Source organism: Micromonospora sp. NPDC047812 (assembly GCF_040704175.1).
Lineage (GTDB): Bacteria > Actinomycetota > Actinomycetes > Mycobacteriales > Micromonosporaceae > Micromonospora.
In genome coordinates this window covers 388,909-405,560 of the sequence record NZ_JBEYRY010000005.1, presented here as the reverse complement: position 1 = coordinate 405,560, position 16,652 = coordinate 388,909, and the positions used below count along the sequence as shown (strand labels likewise).

Genomic DNA, 16,652 nt, shown 5'->3' with positions numbered 1-16,652 from the left:
GCGTCCAGGCACCCGCGCGGCCGAAGGTCGACGCAGGTCGTGGCACCTCGCCGACGGGTGCCGATCGCCCGTCAGCGCTTCCCCTGCGCGGGTACGGACGAGGCGAGTCGCTCGCGCATCACCTCGACCGGCAGGGCCGGGTTCCGCGCCGCGGACTCGGCCAGGCCGACGTCGTCGAGCAGGTCGACGATCCGGTCCACCAGCAGTCGAGGGCATGCCGCCATCGCCCGCCGTACCGCGGCGTCGGGGTCGCGGGTGAGCCGGTCGACGAGCGCCGGTTCCGCCCGCGGGTCGCGGGCGACGAGCCGCCGGACCGCGGAATCCTGGTCGTCGGCGTACCGGGCCAGCGCCGCCGTCGGGAAGTTCGGCAGCGCCAGCAGCCGCCCGCGGTCGCATCGGCGGTCCTCGTACTCACGGAACACCCGCAGGAGCAGTTCGGGCGGCGCGGCCGGATGGTGATGGGCGAGGAGGGCTCGCACGCCGGGGTCGGCATCGTCCGAGAGCGCGGTGACGATCCCGGTCGGCAACCGCGGGTCGAGCGCGGCCCGCCGGCGCAACAGCGGGTTGACCGACGTGGCGAGCCGTACCGACTCCGCCTGCGGCGGCAGCGGTTCAGGCGACGCCCTCCCCCGCACGTGCCAGCACAGATCGATCCGGCGGTCCCACGGTGCCGTGGTCACGTCGACGTCGATCGCCGCACGCTCCTCCTCGGTCAGCGCGGGATGCACGGAGACGGCGGTCCGTACCGACGCGTCCGGGTCGGCGGCGAGCCGCGCCAACTGGGCGCCGGTCAGGTCGTCACGCTCGGCGAGGCTACGTCGCACGTCTGGCGACGGGTGGTCGAACAACGCCTCGACCACCTCCGGCGGCAGGGTTGGGTTGGTCGCCATCGCGTCGACGCCCTCCCTCCCGTCCTCGGCGGCGAGCACGTACTCGATCAGTGCGGGCGAGAGCCGCAGCTCGCTCAGCAGCCCTCGGTACGCGTACCCGTTGGCGGGCAGGTCCGCCGGCTCCTGCACCCGTTCCCGCTCGGCGTGGAAATGGGCGGTCGCCGCCCGCACCTCGGGCACGTCGTCGTGCAGCAATGCCTGGCGTAGTTCCTCGCGGGACGCCTCGTCCAGGCCGCCGAGCAGTCCGACCGCCGCGGCACGCACGAGCGGCTCCGGATGGGTGGCCACGACACGCACCGCACGCCGGTCGCGCCACGCCAGCTCGATCACCTCGCCGCGCAGCTCGGCCGGAGTCATGATGCCCCGCCGGAACTGCTCGAACAGCCGGTCCAGGCTCGGCATGAACGCGCGATCCGGCAGGGTCAGGTCCGGATCCGCACGGACGCGCTCGACCACCCGACGCTCGGGGTCGTCCAGCAGGCCGAGCCGGAGCGCCGGATCGATGTGCGGATTGGCGGCGACCGCGCCGCGTACCCGGGCCAGGGGGTGACGCATCGCCGCTGCGACGACCGCGGGCGGCAGGTCGGCGCGCCGTCGGATCGCTGCGGGAACGGCCTCGGCGTGGTTGTCGAGCAGACGCAGTAGCACGTCGAGCGGTGCCGCTGGATTGCCCGCGAGGCCCCGCGCCACCGGATCTCCGGCCGGACCGTCCAACCAGAGGTCGCCGCGGAGGTGGACCACCCTGGAGGTGCCTGTGTGGCGGTCGGTCGTCGCGGTGCCGCCGGTCGTCCGGAGTGTCATCCAAGGGTCGTCGTCAATCACAAGCAGCGAGGGTATAGCGGCGAAACCGCAGCTCAACAGGGCTTATCCCCCGAATGACAGCGGTGCGGGCCCAACGTAGGCTGTGGACGGCCTCACCCGCGCACGCCGCCAGCACCACGGCTGCGGCAGAGACCTTGTTTCCAGGAGTGAGCGGCCGGGATCGTGCGATCAGTGGCTCTACCTCGATGAAATCCAGGCTGATCCCCGTGGTGTCTTCAGCCGGTGGCTGCGTATCCCCGCGGCACGGGCCGGCGAGCATCATCTGATCCAGATACAGAGGTCAGACGTTCCGATTACCGTGGCCTCCGGTGGGCGCTGCCCAGGAGATGGCCGGTAGCGTGGGCCGATGCGTTCGGCGGCAGAGGTTCGGCAACGTTGGCTCGATCAGTTGCCGCGATTGGTGACCAGGCCCGGGATGTGGGCGACGACCGGACATGCCTTCGACATGTTGGCCAGAGGGCTTCTCGAGGATCTGTGTTTCCTCGACGAACGCGAGCCCGACCAGGACGCTGTCCACGCGGTGCTCAACTCGTACGGAAAGCTGGGCGTTGCCGGGCCGTTCATCGCCATGTTCGGCAAGGACCGCAGCTGCGTCGCCGAGGTTGCCTCGGTCTTCGCCGAACAATTCCACCGACTGGGCTACCTCCAGTTGGGGCGACTGCTTGACGCGGATGGTTGGAACCACCTCACCGGTGGTCTCCGGCAGCGTTTCGACGGCCAGGACGTACCGCGCAGTGAGGTCGAGGCCAGCTACGGACCACCGAGCCTCATCGTCGACAAACGCGTGCTCTGCTATGCCCCCGCGGACGCGTCCGGATGGCTCTTCTTCGACTGCTTCCAGGACCACGGGCCTGGCGAGTACGTCCCAGGCGCCGGACGCTACGAGTGGCGATCGAACGACGATCCCCTGGTACGGACCGTACGCCGTCCCGCAGCGGATTTCGAAGCCGGCCTCATTCTGACTCTCTACGGCAAGGTCATGCGCTGGGGACCCGGCTGGTGGCTGAACCAGACGGAGACCCTGCCCGACGACGAACAGGCAATCGCCGCCCAGTTGCGTGCCGTCGAAGCGAGTGATCCATCCCAGTCGCTCGGTGCGCAGAGGGGTGGCCCGAGGCGCTGATCCAGGGCGGCAGAAGGGGCGGGGCGTCGACACAGCGCACCCTCACGCTGTCCCCGTGCACCCATCGATCCACCAGAGCGGTGCCGGATCACCCAGCTGATGGGTGGGCCGGACAGCTCGTCGTCCAACGTCTGCGCCCCAGGGCAGCCAGGGCGCGTCGCAAGGTCCGGGCTGGTGGCCGTGGTGAGCGGCTGACGAGGATTCGGGTCAGGCTGGGGTGAGAAGGCAGAACTCGTTGCCTTCCGGGTCGGCGAGGACGGTCCACGGCACATCGCCGTCCAGGTCGATGGCGGTGGCGCCGAGAGTCCGCAGTCTGGCCGCCTCGGCCGCCACGTCGTCACCCGGGTACGGGCGGACGTCGAGGTGGACGCGGTTCCACCCGGTCTTGGCGTCGGGTGTGCGGAGGAACCGCAGGTACGGGCCGACGCCCTTGGCGGAGCGCAGTACCGCCTGGTGGTCGGTCACCTCGTGCAGGGCCCAGTCCGTGGCCCTGCCCCAGAAGCGGGCCATGGCTCGCGGATCCGCGCAGTCGACCACCACCGCGGCGATCGGTCCGGTGTCCCGGTAGAGCGGACGGGGGTCCAGCACGCAGAACTCGTTGCCCTCCGGGTCGGCCATGACCGTCCACGGTACGTCGCCCTGGCCCACGTCGGCAGGTGTGGCGCCGAGGTTCTTCAGGCGCGCGACCACCTCCGCCTGATGGGCCGCCGAGGTGGTGGCGAGGTCGACGTGCACGCGGTTCTTCACCGTCTTGGGTTCCGGGGAGACGACGAGGTCGACGCAGACCGCGACGGGGTCGGGGTAGACGAAGCCCTCGGGTTCGAGGTTGGTCACGCCGGGTCCCTCGCTGGAGATTCCCCAGCCGAGCGCCTCCGCCCAGAAACCGCCCAGCGCGGAGTCGTCCCGAGCCTTCATGTTGATCTGAACGAGCCGCGTTGCCACGCCGGCAATGCTAGAGCAGCACGGCCCGGCCGCAGGCCCTCAGGTGCTCACGGTCGGCGTCCTCGCACGCCCGCCTGCGCGGGAGGGCCGGGAGTGCTGACGCACACCCCCAAGGCATCCTAGGACACTGTTTTCACGAGGCCAGGAGTGCCGGACCGTGACCCGTGCCCGCCCGCGACCAGGAGGTCCGCTGAGCCGATGGACGTACGCCTCAGGGACGGCGGTGGGCGTTGAGCCGGGCGGCCTGGCGCGTCAGGTGGTCGCGTTCGGCGAGGTTGGGCGCCTTCCGGGCCGCCTCGGCGTACAACCGTGCCGCCGTCACCAGGTCGCCGCCGCGCTCGTGCAGGTACGCCGCCGCCGCCGCGTGGCGGGGCAGCGAGTCGTCCAGCGCCGCGAGCGCCGCCAGGCCGGCGCGCGGTCCGTCGGCCTCGCCGACGGCCACCGCGCGGTTGAGCCGGACGACCGGGCTGCCGGTCAGGCGCGCGAGTTCGTCGTACCATTCGACGATCTGCACCCAGTCGGTCTCCCCGGCGGTGGGCGCGTCGGCGTGGAGCGCCGCGATGGCGGCCTGGGCCTGGAACTCGCCCAGCCGGTCGCGGGCGAGGGCCGCCTGGAGGATCTCGACGCCCTCGGCGATCGACGTGGTGTCCCACCGGCCACGGTCCTGCTCGGCGAGCGGCACCAGACTGCCGTCGGGCGCGGTCCGGGCGGCGCGCCGGGCGTGGTGCAGCAGCATGAGGGCGAGCAGTCCCGCCACCTCGGGGTGGTCGATCGCGGCCGCGAGCTGCCGGGTGAGCCGGATGGCCTCGGCGGCGAGGTCGACATCGCCGAAGTAGCCCTCGTTGAAGACCAGGTAGAGGACGCGCAGTACGGTCGCGACGTCGCCGGGCTGGTTGAACCGCACGCCGGAGACGGTGCGCTTGGCCCGGCTGATGCGTTGCGCCATGGTCGCCTCGGGCACCAGGTAGGCCTGGGCGATCTGGCGGGTGGTCAGCCCGCCGACGGCACGCAGCGTCAGCGCGACCGCCGACGACGGCGTCAGCGACGGGTGGGCGCACAGGAAGTAGAGCTGGAGCGTGTCGTCCACCGCGGGCGCGGGCCCGGGCGCCGGTTCCTCGTCGACGAGGTCCTCGCGCCGACGGCGGGCGGCGTCCGCCCGGGTCGCGTCGAGGAACCGGCGCCAGGCCACGGTGACCAGCCAGCCCTTCGGGTCCCGCGGCGGGTCGGCCGGCCAGGTGCGGACCGCCTCGACCAGCGCGTCCTGTACGGCGTCCTCGGCCGCCGCGAAGTCGGCTCCGCGGCGGCCGAGGACCCCGAGCACGCGGGGTGTGAGGCTCCGGAGCAGGGCCTCGTCCATCAGGTCACTCCGTGATGGTGGGCGGCGCGGTCAGGAACGGGCGCAGCTCCAGCCACTCGTGGATCGGCTTCCCGCCCGCCCCGGGGGCGGCCGACAGCTCCCCGGCCAACTCGACGGCGCGCTCGTAGCTGTCGACGTCGATCACCATCCAGCCGGCGATGAGGTCCTTGGTCTCGGCGAACGGGCCGTCGGTGACGGGCGGGCGCCCCTCACCGTCGTACCGGACGAACGTCCCCTCGGGGGCGAGCGCCTGACCGTCGACGAACTCGCCGGTCCTCTCGAGCCGGGTCGCGAAGTCCTGCATGTACTGCATGTGCGCCGAGATCTCCTCCGGCGTCCACTGCTCCATGGGTACGTCGTTGACCGCGGCCGGGGCGCCCCGGTAGTGCTTGAGCAGCAGGTACTTGGCCATCGTGTGTCCTCTCGGTGCTGGTGCGAACCCATTCTGGTCGCGTTCACCACGGGGACGGAGCCGGTCGCGGATTCTCGACATCGCCGACCGAGTCTTCCCGGTCTCGTACCCGAGCTGGGTGAGCGCCGCTGGCACCGGCCATGCCGCCGGGGCAACCGGGGCAGGCCGTGAACAATTCGCACATTATCGCGAGCCAGCGCACTGCGATCTGGTATCCGCTATGACGGGCGTCAACGGCTGATGCGCCTCCGATGAGGCGGTCGACGTCGACAGACATTGACGTCGATATGGTGAATGTCACAGCGTGTTCCGGGTCTCGTCGTCCCTGGGCTAGATTCCGGGGAATTCGCAGCCCCGCACTGCGAGAACTGCTCGACGCGCCACGGGGAGGTGTCGCCGGTGCGCCGTGTCCCGACTCGGGATCGCCCAGGTACGCACTCTCACGGGTGCGCGACCAAGACGCCGGCCGACCAGCGCGAACCGCATTCCCGTCGGTGCCCCCGCCGCCCGTACCGCGCCGGCAGCGTGATTTCCTGCGCCCCGCTTTCCGACCTGCGGGTCGGTGCTCGACCCGGCGGACCGGCCCGGGCGTCGATCCTGTTCACCCGTGGGCAGGCGGCGGTCGAGCCGGAAGACGCGGAATCACCCTGGAGAGGTACCGACCGACATGGCTGGAACCGAGAGCCCGCACCGGACCGACGTGGCGATCATCGGCATGGCCTGCCGATTTCCCGGCGCCGCCGACATAGCGGAGTTCGCCCGGCTCGCCTTCGCGGGCGAGATCGCGACCACCACGCTCGACACGGCGGGCCAGGCCGAACGCGGTGTCGCCGAGTCACTGCGTAGGCATCCCGAGTACGTGCCGACCGCCGGTCTGCTGGACGGGATCGATCAGTTCGACGCCGCGTACTTCGGCATCGCCCCCGCCGACGCGGCGTCCATGGATCCGCAACACCGGGTGTTCCTGCAAGAGGCGGTACGGGCGTTGGACGATGCCGGGTGGTCCGGCGCCGACACCCGGTCCGTCGGGGTCTTCGCCGGGGCGGGCGAGAACCGCTACGCCGCCCGACGCCCCGTCGGCGCCGCCGAGCCCCGACTGCCCTGGGACGTGCCCGCCGCGCTGCCCCTGCTCGTCTCCTACCACCTCGACCTGCGCGGCCCCAGCGTCTACGTCAGCTCCATGTGCTCCACCTCGCTGGCCTCGGTGCACGTGGCCCGGCGCGCCCTGCAAGCCGGCGACTGCGACCTGGCCGTCGCCGGCGCCGTCTCCATCGCCTTACCGGACAGCCACGGCTACCTCCGTCGCAACGGGGGTGTCATGTCCTCCTCCGGGCGGTGCCGGCCCTTCGACGCGGCCGCCGACGGCACGGTGCCCGGCAGCGGGGCCGGCGTGGTCGTCCTCAAGCGCCTCGCCGACGCCCGGCGTGACGGCGACAGGGTCTACGCCGTGGTCCGCGGTTCAGCGCTCAACAACGACGGTGGCGACCGGCTCAGCTTCGCCGCGCCCAGCGTGCGGGGGCAGCGTGACGTCATCCTCGCCGCGCTGGCTGACGCGGCGGTCGACGCCGCGTCGGTCTCCTACGTGGAGGCCCACGGCACCGGCACCCCGCTGGGCGATCCGGTCGAGATGGCTGCGCTGGCCGAGGCGCGGGCCAGCCTCGGCGCAACGGGTCCGTGCGCTGTCGGAGGCGTGAAGTCGGCCATCGGGCACCTCGACGAGGCGGCCGGCGCCGCCGGGCTCATCCGGGCCGTCCTCGCGGTGCGCGACGGGGTCGTCCCCCCGACTCCCGGCCACCGCGACCTCAACCCGGCCATCCGGCTCGAAGACACCGGGCTGTACGTGAGTGGCACCGCCCATCCCTGGCCAGCGGTGCCCGGCCCGCGCCGGGCGGCGGTCACCTCGCTCGGCGTCGGCGGCACCAACGCACATGTCGTCATCGAGGAGGCAGCGGAGTTCGGCGAACAGACCCGCGTCGACGAGGACGGTGTCTGGGTACTGCCCGTGTCGGCGCACACCGAGGCCGCCTTCACCGCGCTCCGGACCGCCGTCGCCACGTCGGATGCCACCCCAGCGGCGTTGGCGGCCACCCTCGCCCGCCGCAGGACGTTCCCGCAGTTCCGGCAAGCGGCCGTGCTGGCCACCAAGGACGAGGTCGCGACCGCCTTCGGTGCGGTTCGGCCCGCGCCGCCCGCCAAGGGCATCGTGTTCGCCCTGCCCGACACGCTGGACCCGGCCGACACGGTGCTCGAGCGTCTCGGGGCCGCCCCGTCGGCTGCCCCCGCCGTACTGCGGCTGATCGAGGCGCTCGCGCGCCTCGGTGTGCGGGCGGACGCCCTGACCGGGGCCGGGGCGGGAGCGTTCCACGCCCTCGCCGCGGCCGGCTCGGTGTCCCCGGCGGTAGCGGCCGAGTGCGCCCGCCTGCACGTCGACGGCATGCGCGTGGTCGCCGAGGGCGGCGACCTCACCCGCTGCGACGACATCGCCGAGGCGATCGCGGCAGCTCTCGCCGCCGCCGCTCCGGCGCCGCTGCGCTGCGACGTCGTGCTGCGTCACAGCGGGATCGTGCTCCATGCGGGGAGCACGCCGTCACCCGACGACCTGGCCGAGGAGGCCCGCTGCGGGTTCATGGGGCTGCTCGATGAGCCCGACGGTCCGGCGGCGCTGCCGCTGGCCGACGCGCTTGCCAGCTGGGAGTGCCTGCTGCGGATGCTCGCGTCCTGTTGGGAGGCCGGCGCCGACGTCGACTGGGCCGCACTGCGGCCGCTGCCGGCGGGGACGCGTGCCCACCTGCCGGTGGCGTTCGACCCGCGCAGGCACTGGCTGCTCGACCGGAGCGCCCCGGCGCCGGCGGAGCCCGTGCCCGGGACGACCGGCGCGGCGCAGGTGGACATGGCCGGTGTCGACGTCGCCGCCGAACTGGCGGAGATCTGGTGCGAGGTGCTCGGCGTCGACCGGGTCTCGCCCGATGACCGGTTCTTCGAGCTCGGCGGCCACTCGATCCTCGCCGCCCGGATGCTCGCCCGCATCCTCGACCGCCTCCATGTCCGGTGCACCCTCGTGGATCTGCTCGAGCCCGAGACCCTGGCCGAGGTGACCGAGCGGGTGGCCGCCCGGGTGCGGCTGTCGTCGCTGTACAGCCAGATGCGCTCCGACAACGCCCAGGACGACGCCGAGACGGTCGAGCTGTGACCGCGGACCACGCCGACCTCCCGACCGACGAGGAGGACCTGTCGGCGGTCGCTGTGGTCGGCATGGCCTGCCGCGTACCCGGTGCCGACTCGGTCGAGGAGTTCTGGCGTCTTCTGTGCGACGGTGCCGACCCGGTCGAGGACGTCCCCACCGACGAGGTCGTGGACGGTGGTCCCGGCCACGTGGCGCGTCGCAAGCGGTTCGCCGATCCGGCGCTGTTCGACGGCGAGTACTTCGGGATGACACCGGCCGAGTGCGCGGCCACCGACCCGCAGCAGCGCTTCCTGCTGGAGACCTCGGTACGCGCGCTCGAGGATGCCGCGATCGACCCCGCACGCTTCAGGGGCGACATCGGCGTCTTCGTCGGCATGAACCACTCCGACTACCTGCTGCACCACGTGTCGCCGGAGGGGTCTTCCGTACGGCGTCTGGGTTGGCACCGGGTCCTCATGGGCAACGACCGGGGGTTCGCCGCGACGCAGGTGTCCTACCGACTGGGCCTGACCGGGCCGAGCATCGCCGTCGACTGCGCGTGCTCGTCCGGCCTGGCGGCCATCCATCAGGCATGCCGGGCGCTGGTCGACTACGAGGCGGACGCCGCGATCGCGGGCGGGGTGAGCATCAGGCCCACGGACTCCGGCTACACGTACGTCGAGGGCGGCATCGCTTCGCCCGACGGGGTGTGCCGGCCGTTCTCCGCCGACGCGAACGGCACCGTCTTCGGCAGCGGCATCGTGCTGTTCGTGCTCAGGCGGCTCGAGGATGCCCTGTCGGAGGGCGACCGGGTGCTCGCCGTGATCCGCGGCAGTGGGATCAACAACGACGGTGGCGCCAAGACCGGTTACACCGCGCCCAGCGTCGCCGGGCAGGCGGCACTGATCCGCCGGGTGCACTCCCTCGCCGGGATCGACGCGGGCGAGATCGGTTACGTGGAGGCGCACGGCACCGGGACGGCCCTGGGCGACCCGATCGAGATCGCCGGCCTGACCGAGGCGTTCCGCGGCAGCACCGCCGGCACCGGGACCTGCCTGGTCGGTTCGGTGAAGTCGAACATCGGCCACCTCGACTCCGCCTCGGGGGCGGCCGGCCTGGCCAAGGCGCTCCTGGCCGTCCGTCACGGGTTCATCCCGGCATCGCTGCACGCGGAGCGGACCAACCCGCACATCGACTTCGCCACCACCCCGTTCCGCGTCTGCGCGGTCGGCACCCCGTGGCCCGCCGCGCGCCGCATCGCGGCGGTGAGCTCGTTCGGGGTCGGAGGCACCAACGTCCACCTGCTGGTGGAGTCCCCACCGGCCCAGGCCGCGGTGCCACCGGCCACCGCCGCGCCGATCGTGCTGCCCTTCACCGCGCGCCGGAGCGAGGATCTGGACACGGTCGAGGCGCAGCTGCGTGCCACGCTCGCCGGGGCCGACGCCGAGGCGGCTCGCGACATCGCCCACACACTGCGTCGCGGCCACCTGCGGCACGGTCTGCGCCGCGTGCTCGTCCGGCACCCGGGCGGCGAGCTGGAGTCCTTCGGCGCCGCGACGGGGACGCGCGGAGCGGCGGCGCGGGTGCGCAGCGCTCACGCGGACGGTGCGGCGTTGGACGCCCTGCTCGAGCGGCTGTCCGTGGCGGCACAGGTGCGTGACCTGGCCGCGCTCGGCACGCCCGCCGCAGTCGCCCTGGCGTTCGCGCACGTCTGGCGGCAGCACGACCTCGCGATCAGCGCCGTCGTGTCCGACCGGGACACCACGGCGGCTGCGGCGGTGCTGGCCGGGGCGCTGACGTACCCGGACGGCATCGAGGTCGTCAGCCGTCTGGCCCGCGGTGCCACACCTGCCGCCGCCGCAGCGGGCCTGACCGTCCGCCCCTGCGCCGTCGCCTGGTACGACGCCGACGGCAACCAGTTCCACGCCGAGGGCCAGACCCCCGACCTCGTCGCACTGCTGGCCGGTGCCCCGCCGGCCCCCGGGCGTCGCACCCTGCCGCCGCGGGTGGACGCGGTGGTCGATCTCGTGCCCGGCCCCGGTGCCGACCCGCTACCGGAAGCGCTCTTCCCGTACGCCGCGTCCGTGAGCGCGGCCGAGCCGGGTCCCGACGGCCTGCGGGTCGCCATGGCCGCCGCCTGGGTGGCCGGTGTCCTCGACGAACCCGGCCCGGCCGAGCCCGGCGCGGTCGTCACCGTGCCCGGGCATCCGTTCCGCCGCGAGCGGCACTGGATCCCGGCGCCCGGAGCCGACGGCGCAGTGCCCCCGGCCGCGGCGCCGACGCCCGACACCGGTGGCCCGGTCCACCCGGCGGCAGCCACGGACCCACTCGACATCGCCCTGACGGTCTTCGCCGACGTGCTCGGCCGGCCCGGCACCGGGGCCGACGACTCCCTGTTCGCCATCGGCGGTGACTCCCTCGCCGCGCTGCGGGTGGTCGCGCGCACCCGGTCGCTCGCGGGCGTGGACGTCCGCGTCGGCTCGTTCATGGCCGCCCCCACCCCCCGTACGCTGGCAGCGCTCGTCGACACCGCCGCCTCCGTGTCCGAGGCGGCCGAGGCGGACACGCCCGCCGCCCCGGGGCCGGTTCCGCTGACCGCCCTGCAGCGGCGGTTCCACTTCCTGTCCCAGCTGCCCGGCGCCGCCGAGGCCTACCACGTGCCGATCCTGGCCGACCTGCGCGGTCCACTGGACATCGAGGCCCTGCGCGCCGCCGTCGGCGACGTGGTGCGCCGGCACGAGAGCCTGCGCCTGTCCGTGACGGACACTCCGGACGGGCCCGTGCAGCAGGTGGTGCCCGCCGGCCCGGTGCCGGTGCCGGTCGTCGACTGCGGCAGCGAGCAGGAGTTGCAGGCCGAGATCACGGCGCTGCTCGACGCGCCCATCGCGCTGGACGGGTCGCCCCTGACCGCCCGCGTCCTGCGGATGGACCCGCAGCGGCACGTACTGGCCGTGGCCGTGCACCACATGTTCGCCGACGCCCGCTCCACCGGCATCTTCCTGCACGACCTGTACGCGTACTACCAGCAACGCACCGGTGGCGCGCCGGCCGGTCTGGCGCCGATCGACGGGGTCTTCCTCGAGTACGTGCGGGCCGAGAACCGCTGGCTCGACTCGGCCGAGGCCGCCCGCCAGCTCGCCTACTGGACCCGGGAGCTGCGCGGCGCGCCCGAGGCGCTGGAGTTGCCCGCGGACCGCCCTCGCAGCGCCGAACCGTCGTTCCGGGGCGGCCGGCGCGGGTTCGCGCTCGCCGGTGCCGACGACGGACTGCGCCGGCTGGCCGGCGAGGAGGGCGCCACCCCCTTCGCGGTCATGTTGGCCGCGTTCGGGTTGTTCCTCAGCCGGGTCGGCGCGGTGCGCGAGGTCGTGGTGGGGGTGCCCGTCTCGGGCCGGCACCGGCCACGCACCGAGCACCTCATCGGCAACTTCGTCAACACCCTGCCGCTGCGGCTGCGAGTGGAGCCGGACGACGACTTCCGCTCGCTGGTACGTCGCACGGCCCGTGCCCAGCGCGACGGCCTGGACAACCAGGACATCCCGTTCGAGGTGCTGGTCAGGTCGGTGCGGGGCGCCCGCGAGATGTCCGCCGCGCCGTTGTGCCAGGTGCTGTTCAACATGCTCGACACCGCCTCGTCGCGGCCCGACGGTCCCGCCGGGCTCACCGTGGAGGCGGTGCCGTTCGACACCGGCGGCAGCCCGATGGAGCTCCAGCTGGACTGGTGGCTGACGGACGACGGCGTCAACGCCCGCCTGCTGCACTCCGACATCTTCGCGGAGCAGACCGTCGCCCGCTGGGTGCAGATGCTGCGCACCATCGTCCGGGAGGCACTGGCCAAGCCCGACACCCGGTTGCGCGACCTGCCCGTCGAGCCGCCGTCCGCGCGCGCCTGGTCGGCCGCGGCCCTCACCGGGCCCCGCACCGAGGTGCCCGCGGGGCCCGTCCACGCGTGGTTCCTCGACGCCGCGGCGCGACACCCCGACAGCCTGGCGGTGACCGACGGGACGAGGTCGTTGACATATCGCGACCTGGCCGAGATCTCCGGCGGCATCGCCCAGGAGCTGCACCGGCGCGGGGTCGACCGGGGCGACGTGGTCGCGATCGCGATGCGCCGCGAGGTGCCGGCGGTCTGCGCACTGCTCGGCGTGCTGCGCGCGGGTGCGACCCCGGCCCCGGTCGACCTCAACCACCCGCCCCGGCGGACCTCGGCGATCCTGGCCGACTGCGGTGCGAGCGTGGTGTGCGTCGACTCCGGGGACACCCTCGACATCACGGCGGGCCTGAACCGGTACGACCTGTGCGAACCGGCCGCGGTCGGGCGCTGGGCCGGACGGCTGCCCGGTGACGACGTGTCGGGCGACGTCGGCGCCTACCTGACCTACACGAGCGGCACCACCGGACGGCCGAAGGGAATCCACTTCCCGCACGTGGCGCTGGCCAACCTGGTCAACTGGGAGACCGGCGGCCTGACCCGGCCCGTGCGTTTCCTCCAACTGGCGTCCTTCGGTTTCGACGCGGCGTTCCACGAGACCTTCGCCGCGCTCTGCGCCGGAGGTTCCCTGCACATCGCGACCGACGAGGTCAAGCACGACCATGACCTGCTGCTGCGCTTCATCGCCGAACAGCGGGTGAGCAAGGCGATCCTGCCGGTGTCGCTGCTGCACGCGCTGGCGGCCCGCCCCGCGGCCGACCGGGCCCTGCTGGCGTCACTGCGCGAGATCGCCTCGACCGGGGAGCAGTTGCGCGTCGGCGAGTCCCTCGTCGCGTTCTTCACGGGGCTGCCCGACTGCGCGCTGATCAACAACTACGGTCCGGCCGAGACCCACGTGGTCACGTCGTACCGTTTCGGCGCGACGCCCGAGGACTGGCCGCGGTACGCGCCGATCGGCCGCCCGATCGACAACGTGGTGCTGCGCGTCGTCGACGAGAACGGCGTGGACGTGCCGCGCGGCAGCGTCGGCGACCTGGTCATCGCCGGGCCGTGTGTGGCTACCGGCTACACCGGCGACGCCGGCCCGGCCGGGCACCGGTTCGGCCACGAGGGGCCGGGCGGGGCACGCAGCTACCGCAGCGGCGACCGGTCCCGACTACTTGCCTCCGGAGACCTGCTGTTCCTGGGCCGGGCCGACCAGCAGGTCAAGATCCGCGGTTTCCGGGTGGAGCCGGGTGAGCTGGAGGTGGTGCTCCGGCGGTCGCCGGAGGTGGCGGACGTCGCCATCGTCGCGCACGGCGACGAGGGCGACCGTGCGCTGCACGCGTACCTGGTCCTCGACGGGCCGCCCGAACCGACTGTCTCCCGCCTGCGCGAGCGGCTCCGCGAGGAACTGCCGTCGTACATGGTCCCGGCGTCTTTCACGGTCGTGCCCGCGCTGCCGGTCAACGCCAACGGCAAGGTGGACGTGGCCCGGCTGCCCCGACCGGCGGCACGGGTCGGCGTGCCGGCCGATCCCCCTGGCACCGGTCCCGGGCAGCGCGTCCTCGCGCTGTTCCGCGAGGCCCTGGAACGGCCGGGGCTCGGCGCCGACGAGGACTTCTTCGAGGCCGGCGGCCATTCGCTGCTGGCGACCACGCTGGTCCACCGCGTGCGCACGGAGTTCCGCATCGCGCTGAGCGTGCCGGAGTTCTTCCGCGCCAGCACCCCGGCCGCCGTCGCGAAGCTGGTCGAGGCGCGCAGCGGGGGCGAGCGGACCCCGCCGACCGGCGTCGAGCTGCCCGCCCCCGTACTGCCGCAGGCGCCCCCGCCCGGACTGGCGTGGCTGCTGACGACGCCGCACCCGACGCACCAGAAGACCTTCGTCTACCAGGCGGACGGCCCGGTGGACCCGGTACGCCTGCGGCGGGCGCTGGACGCCGTGGTGCGCCGGCAGACGGCGCTGCGATTGCGCCGGGTGGGTCAGCGGCTCGTGCTCGCCACCGATCCGGTCGAACTGCGCCAGGTGGACGGTCCCGACGACCCTCGGGCCCTCCACGACCTGCTCCAGGCCGACCCGCTGGACCTGAGCAGCAGCCACCCGGTCCGGCTGGTGCTGGCGCGGGCGTCGCAGGGGCGCAGCCTGCTCGGGCTCACCCTGCACAAGGCCGTGCTGGATGGGCGTGGCCTGGGCGTGTTCCTGGACGAGCTGGTCATGGCGTACGACGCGCCGACCGCGCTGGGCCCCGAGGACGACGGTTTCCTGCGTCATCTGACCTGGCGCAACGGGCCGCACGCGCCGGTCGCCCGGGCCCGGGAGGTGCTGGTCCGGGGCGGCTGGACGTCGCCGCCGGGCGGATCGCTCCCGGCAGCCGCGACGGCGGCGGTCACGCGGTCCCGATGGGCGCCCAGCGCGGCGTTGCAGTCGGCGATCCGCCATGTCTGCGGCGAGCTGCGGATCACGCCGTTCACCGTCCACCTGGCCGCGTTCGCCGCCGCGCAGGCCCGCCTGGACGGCGGCGAGGCCGCGCTCGCCGTGCCCATGGACGGCAGGACGGGTCCTGAACTCGACGCCACCGTCGGTGGCTTCGCCAGCATCGTGCCGCTGCGCGTCGCGCCGCAGTCGCAGGTGCCCGCCGGCGAGCTGTTGGCCGACGTCCGCACCCGCGTCGAGGAGTTGTTCGAACTGCGGGCGCTGCCGTTGGCCGACGCGGCCGACGCCACGACGCCGGGCGGCCACCTCGGACCGCCGGTGGTGTTCAACTACGCCCGCGCCGGGCGTGGTCCTGCCCGCCTCGGCGCGGCCACCCTGGTCCCGGTCGGTCCGGACCTGCTCGACCCCGAACTGCGCCTGCACTTCGCGGTGTACGACTCGGCGGAGTCGTTCCAGGTCGTCGCCCGGCAGGCCGGCGGCCCCGCCGTGCTCGACGCCTACCGCGAGGCGCTGTACGCGATCGTGTTCGACCCCCGCACCCCACTGCCGCAAGGAACCCGCTCATGAAGTTCAGCCTCTTCTTCTTCGCCAGCGGTGACGACGCCGCCGAGCAGCTCCGTCTGCTGCTGGAGGCGGCGAGGTTCGCCGACTCGCACGGATTCGAGGCGGTCTGGACGCCGGAGCGGCACTTCCACGAGTTCGGCGCGCCGTTCGCCAACCCGGCGGTCACCGGCGCCGCCGTCGCCGCGGCCACCCGGTCCGTTCACGTTCGCGCGGGCAGCGTGGTCCTGCCGCTGCACGACCCGCTCCGGGTCGCCGAGGAATGGTCCATGGTGGACCAGCTCTCCGGGGGTCGGGCCGGGCTCGCGTTCGCGTCCGGTTGGAACCCGCGCGACTTCGTGCTCGCGCCGCAGCGCTTCGCGGACCGCCGGGAGAACATGCGCGCCGCCATCGCCGAGTTCACCCGGCTGTGGGCCGGCGGGTCGGTCCCGCGTACCGACCCGGCCGGGCAGGTCGTCGAGGTCCGCAGCTACCCGCGGCCGGTGCAGCCGCTGCCGCCGTTGTGGCTGACCGCCGCCGGATCGCCGTCGACCTTCTCGCTCGCCGGCGAGTTCGGCGTCGGCGTGCTGACCCACCTGCTGGGCCAGTCGTTCGACCGCCTGGAGGCCAACCTCGCCGAGTACGGCGACGCCATGGAGCAGCACGGCCACGACGCCGGCAACGAGCGGGTGGCGCTCATGGTGCACACCTTCCTCGCGCCATCGGTCGAGGAGGCGGTCGCCGTGTCACGGTCGCCCATGACGGCGTACATGCGCACCTCGATGGACCTGTTCGCGGTCAACCGGCCGGGGTCGCCCGCCGTCGACGAGTTGTCCCCGGCCGAGCTGGACGAACTGCTGGAGCACGCCTTTCAGCAGTTCGTCGGCGAGCGCTGCCTGATCGGCTCGGTCGACAGCTGCGTGCCGCTGGTCGAGCGAGCCGCCGACCTGGGTGTGGACGAGCTCGCGTGCCTCATCGACTTCGGCGTCGGCGCGGACGAGGTGCTGCGAGCTCTGCACCACCTGGCCGAGCTCAAGAACCGCTGCGCCGAGCTGTGACCGG

The 16,652-nt window shown here is 73.5% G+C and carries 8 protein-coding genes; 4 read left to right on the top strand and 4 right to left on the bottom strand.

Annotated elements, in window-relative coordinates:
• Nucleotides 1–71 precede the first annotated feature (71 nt).
• Nucleotides 72–1,748: a hypothetical protein gene (locus tag AB0883_RS21570; protein ID WP_366642942.1), complete on the bottom strand. Its 1,677-nt coding sequence runs from the start codon at nt 1,746–1,748 to the stop codon at nt 72–74.
• A 310-nt stretch (nt 1,749–2,058) separates the two neighbouring features.
• Here AB0883_RS21570 and AB0883_RS21565 point away from each other — a divergent pair, with 310 nt between their 5' ends.
• Complete coding sequence (locus AB0883_RS21565; protein ID WP_366642941.1) at nt 2,059–2,835, top strand: hypothetical protein; 777 nt, start codon at nt 2,059–2,061, stop codon at nt 2,833–2,835.
• A 207-nt stretch (nt 2,836–3,042) separates the two neighbouring features.
• Here AB0883_RS21565 and AB0883_RS21560 read toward each other — a convergent pair whose 3' ends face one another.
• The 3 genes from AB0883_RS21560 to AB0883_RS21550 form a co-directional block, all read right to left on the bottom strand.
• Nucleotides 3,043–3,777 (bottom strand): VOC family protein, encoded by a 735-nt coding sequence (locus AB0883_RS21560; protein WP_366642940.1) that lies wholly within the window; start codon nt 3,775–3,777, stop codon nt 3,043–3,045.
• Nucleotides 3,778–3,988: 211 nt separating this feature from the next.
• The gene (locus AB0883_RS21555) at nt 3,989–5,134 is read right to left on the bottom strand and encodes a DUF6596 domain-containing protein (RefSeq protein WP_366642939.1); all 1,146 of its coding nucleotides are present in this window, start codon (nt 5,132–5,134) and stop codon (nt 3,989–3,991) included.
• 4 nt (nt 5,135–5,138) lie between these two features.
• Nucleotides 5,139–5,546 carry a YciI family protein gene (locus AB0883_RS21550; RefSeq protein WP_366642938.1) on the bottom strand — a complete coding sequence of 136 codons (408 nt, stop codon included), beginning with the start codon at nt 5,544–5,546 and terminating at the stop codon, nt 5,139–5,141.
• Between the two features lie 667 nt (nt 5,547–6,213).
• On the opposite strand from AB0883_RS21550, the gene AB0883_RS21545 reads away from it, so the two are divergent.
• The 3 genes from AB0883_RS21545 to AB0883_RS21535 are packed head-to-tail and all read left to right on the top strand — an operon-like array spanning nt 6,214 to nt 16,648.
• Nucleotides 6,214–8,736, top strand: coding sequence for a beta-ketoacyl synthase N-terminal-like domain-containing protein (locus tag AB0883_RS21545; RefSeq protein ID WP_366642937.1), 2,523 nt, complete (start codon nt 6,214–6,216; stop codon nt 8,734–8,736).
• Entirely contained in the window at nt 8,733–15,617 is a 6,885-nt protein-coding gene (locus AB0883_RS21540; RefSeq protein WP_366642936.1) for a condensation domain-containing protein, read from the top strand. Before AB0883_RS21545 ends, AB0883_RS21540 begins: the two co-directional genes overlap by 4 nt.
• Nucleotides 15,614–16,648 carry a MupA/Atu3671 family FMN-dependent luciferase-like monooxygenase gene (locus AB0883_RS21535; RefSeq protein WP_121401209.1) on the top strand — a complete coding sequence of 345 codons (1,035 nt, stop codon included), beginning with the start codon at nt 15,614–15,616 and terminating at the stop codon, nt 16,646–16,648. Before AB0883_RS21540 ends, AB0883_RS21535 begins: the two co-directional genes overlap by 4 nt.
• Nucleotides 16,649–16,652 lie beyond the last annotated feature (4 nt).

Bases quoted from the DNA above. Each gene is read 5' to 3' on its own strand.
- AB0883_RS21555 (WP_366642939.1), bottom strand. From the start codon at position 5,134: ATGGACGAGGCCCTGCTCCGGAGCCTCACACCCCGCGTGCTCGGGGTC.
- AB0883_RS21545 (WP_366642937.1), top strand. From the start codon at position 6,214: ATGGCTGGAACCGAGAGCCCGCACCGGACCGACGTGGCGATCATCGGC.
- AB0883_RS21550 (WP_366642938.1), bottom strand. From the start codon at position 5,546: ATGGCCAAGTACCTGCTGCTCAAGCACTACCGGGGCGCCCCGGCCGCG.
- AB0883_RS21565 (WP_366642941.1), top strand. From the start codon at position 2,059: ATGCGTTCGGCGGCAGAGGTTCGGCAACGTTGGCTCGATCAGTTGCCG.
- AB0883_RS21535 (WP_121401209.1), top strand. From the start codon at position 15,614: ATGAAGTTCAGCCTCTTCTTCTTCGCCAGCGGTGACGACGCCGCCGAG.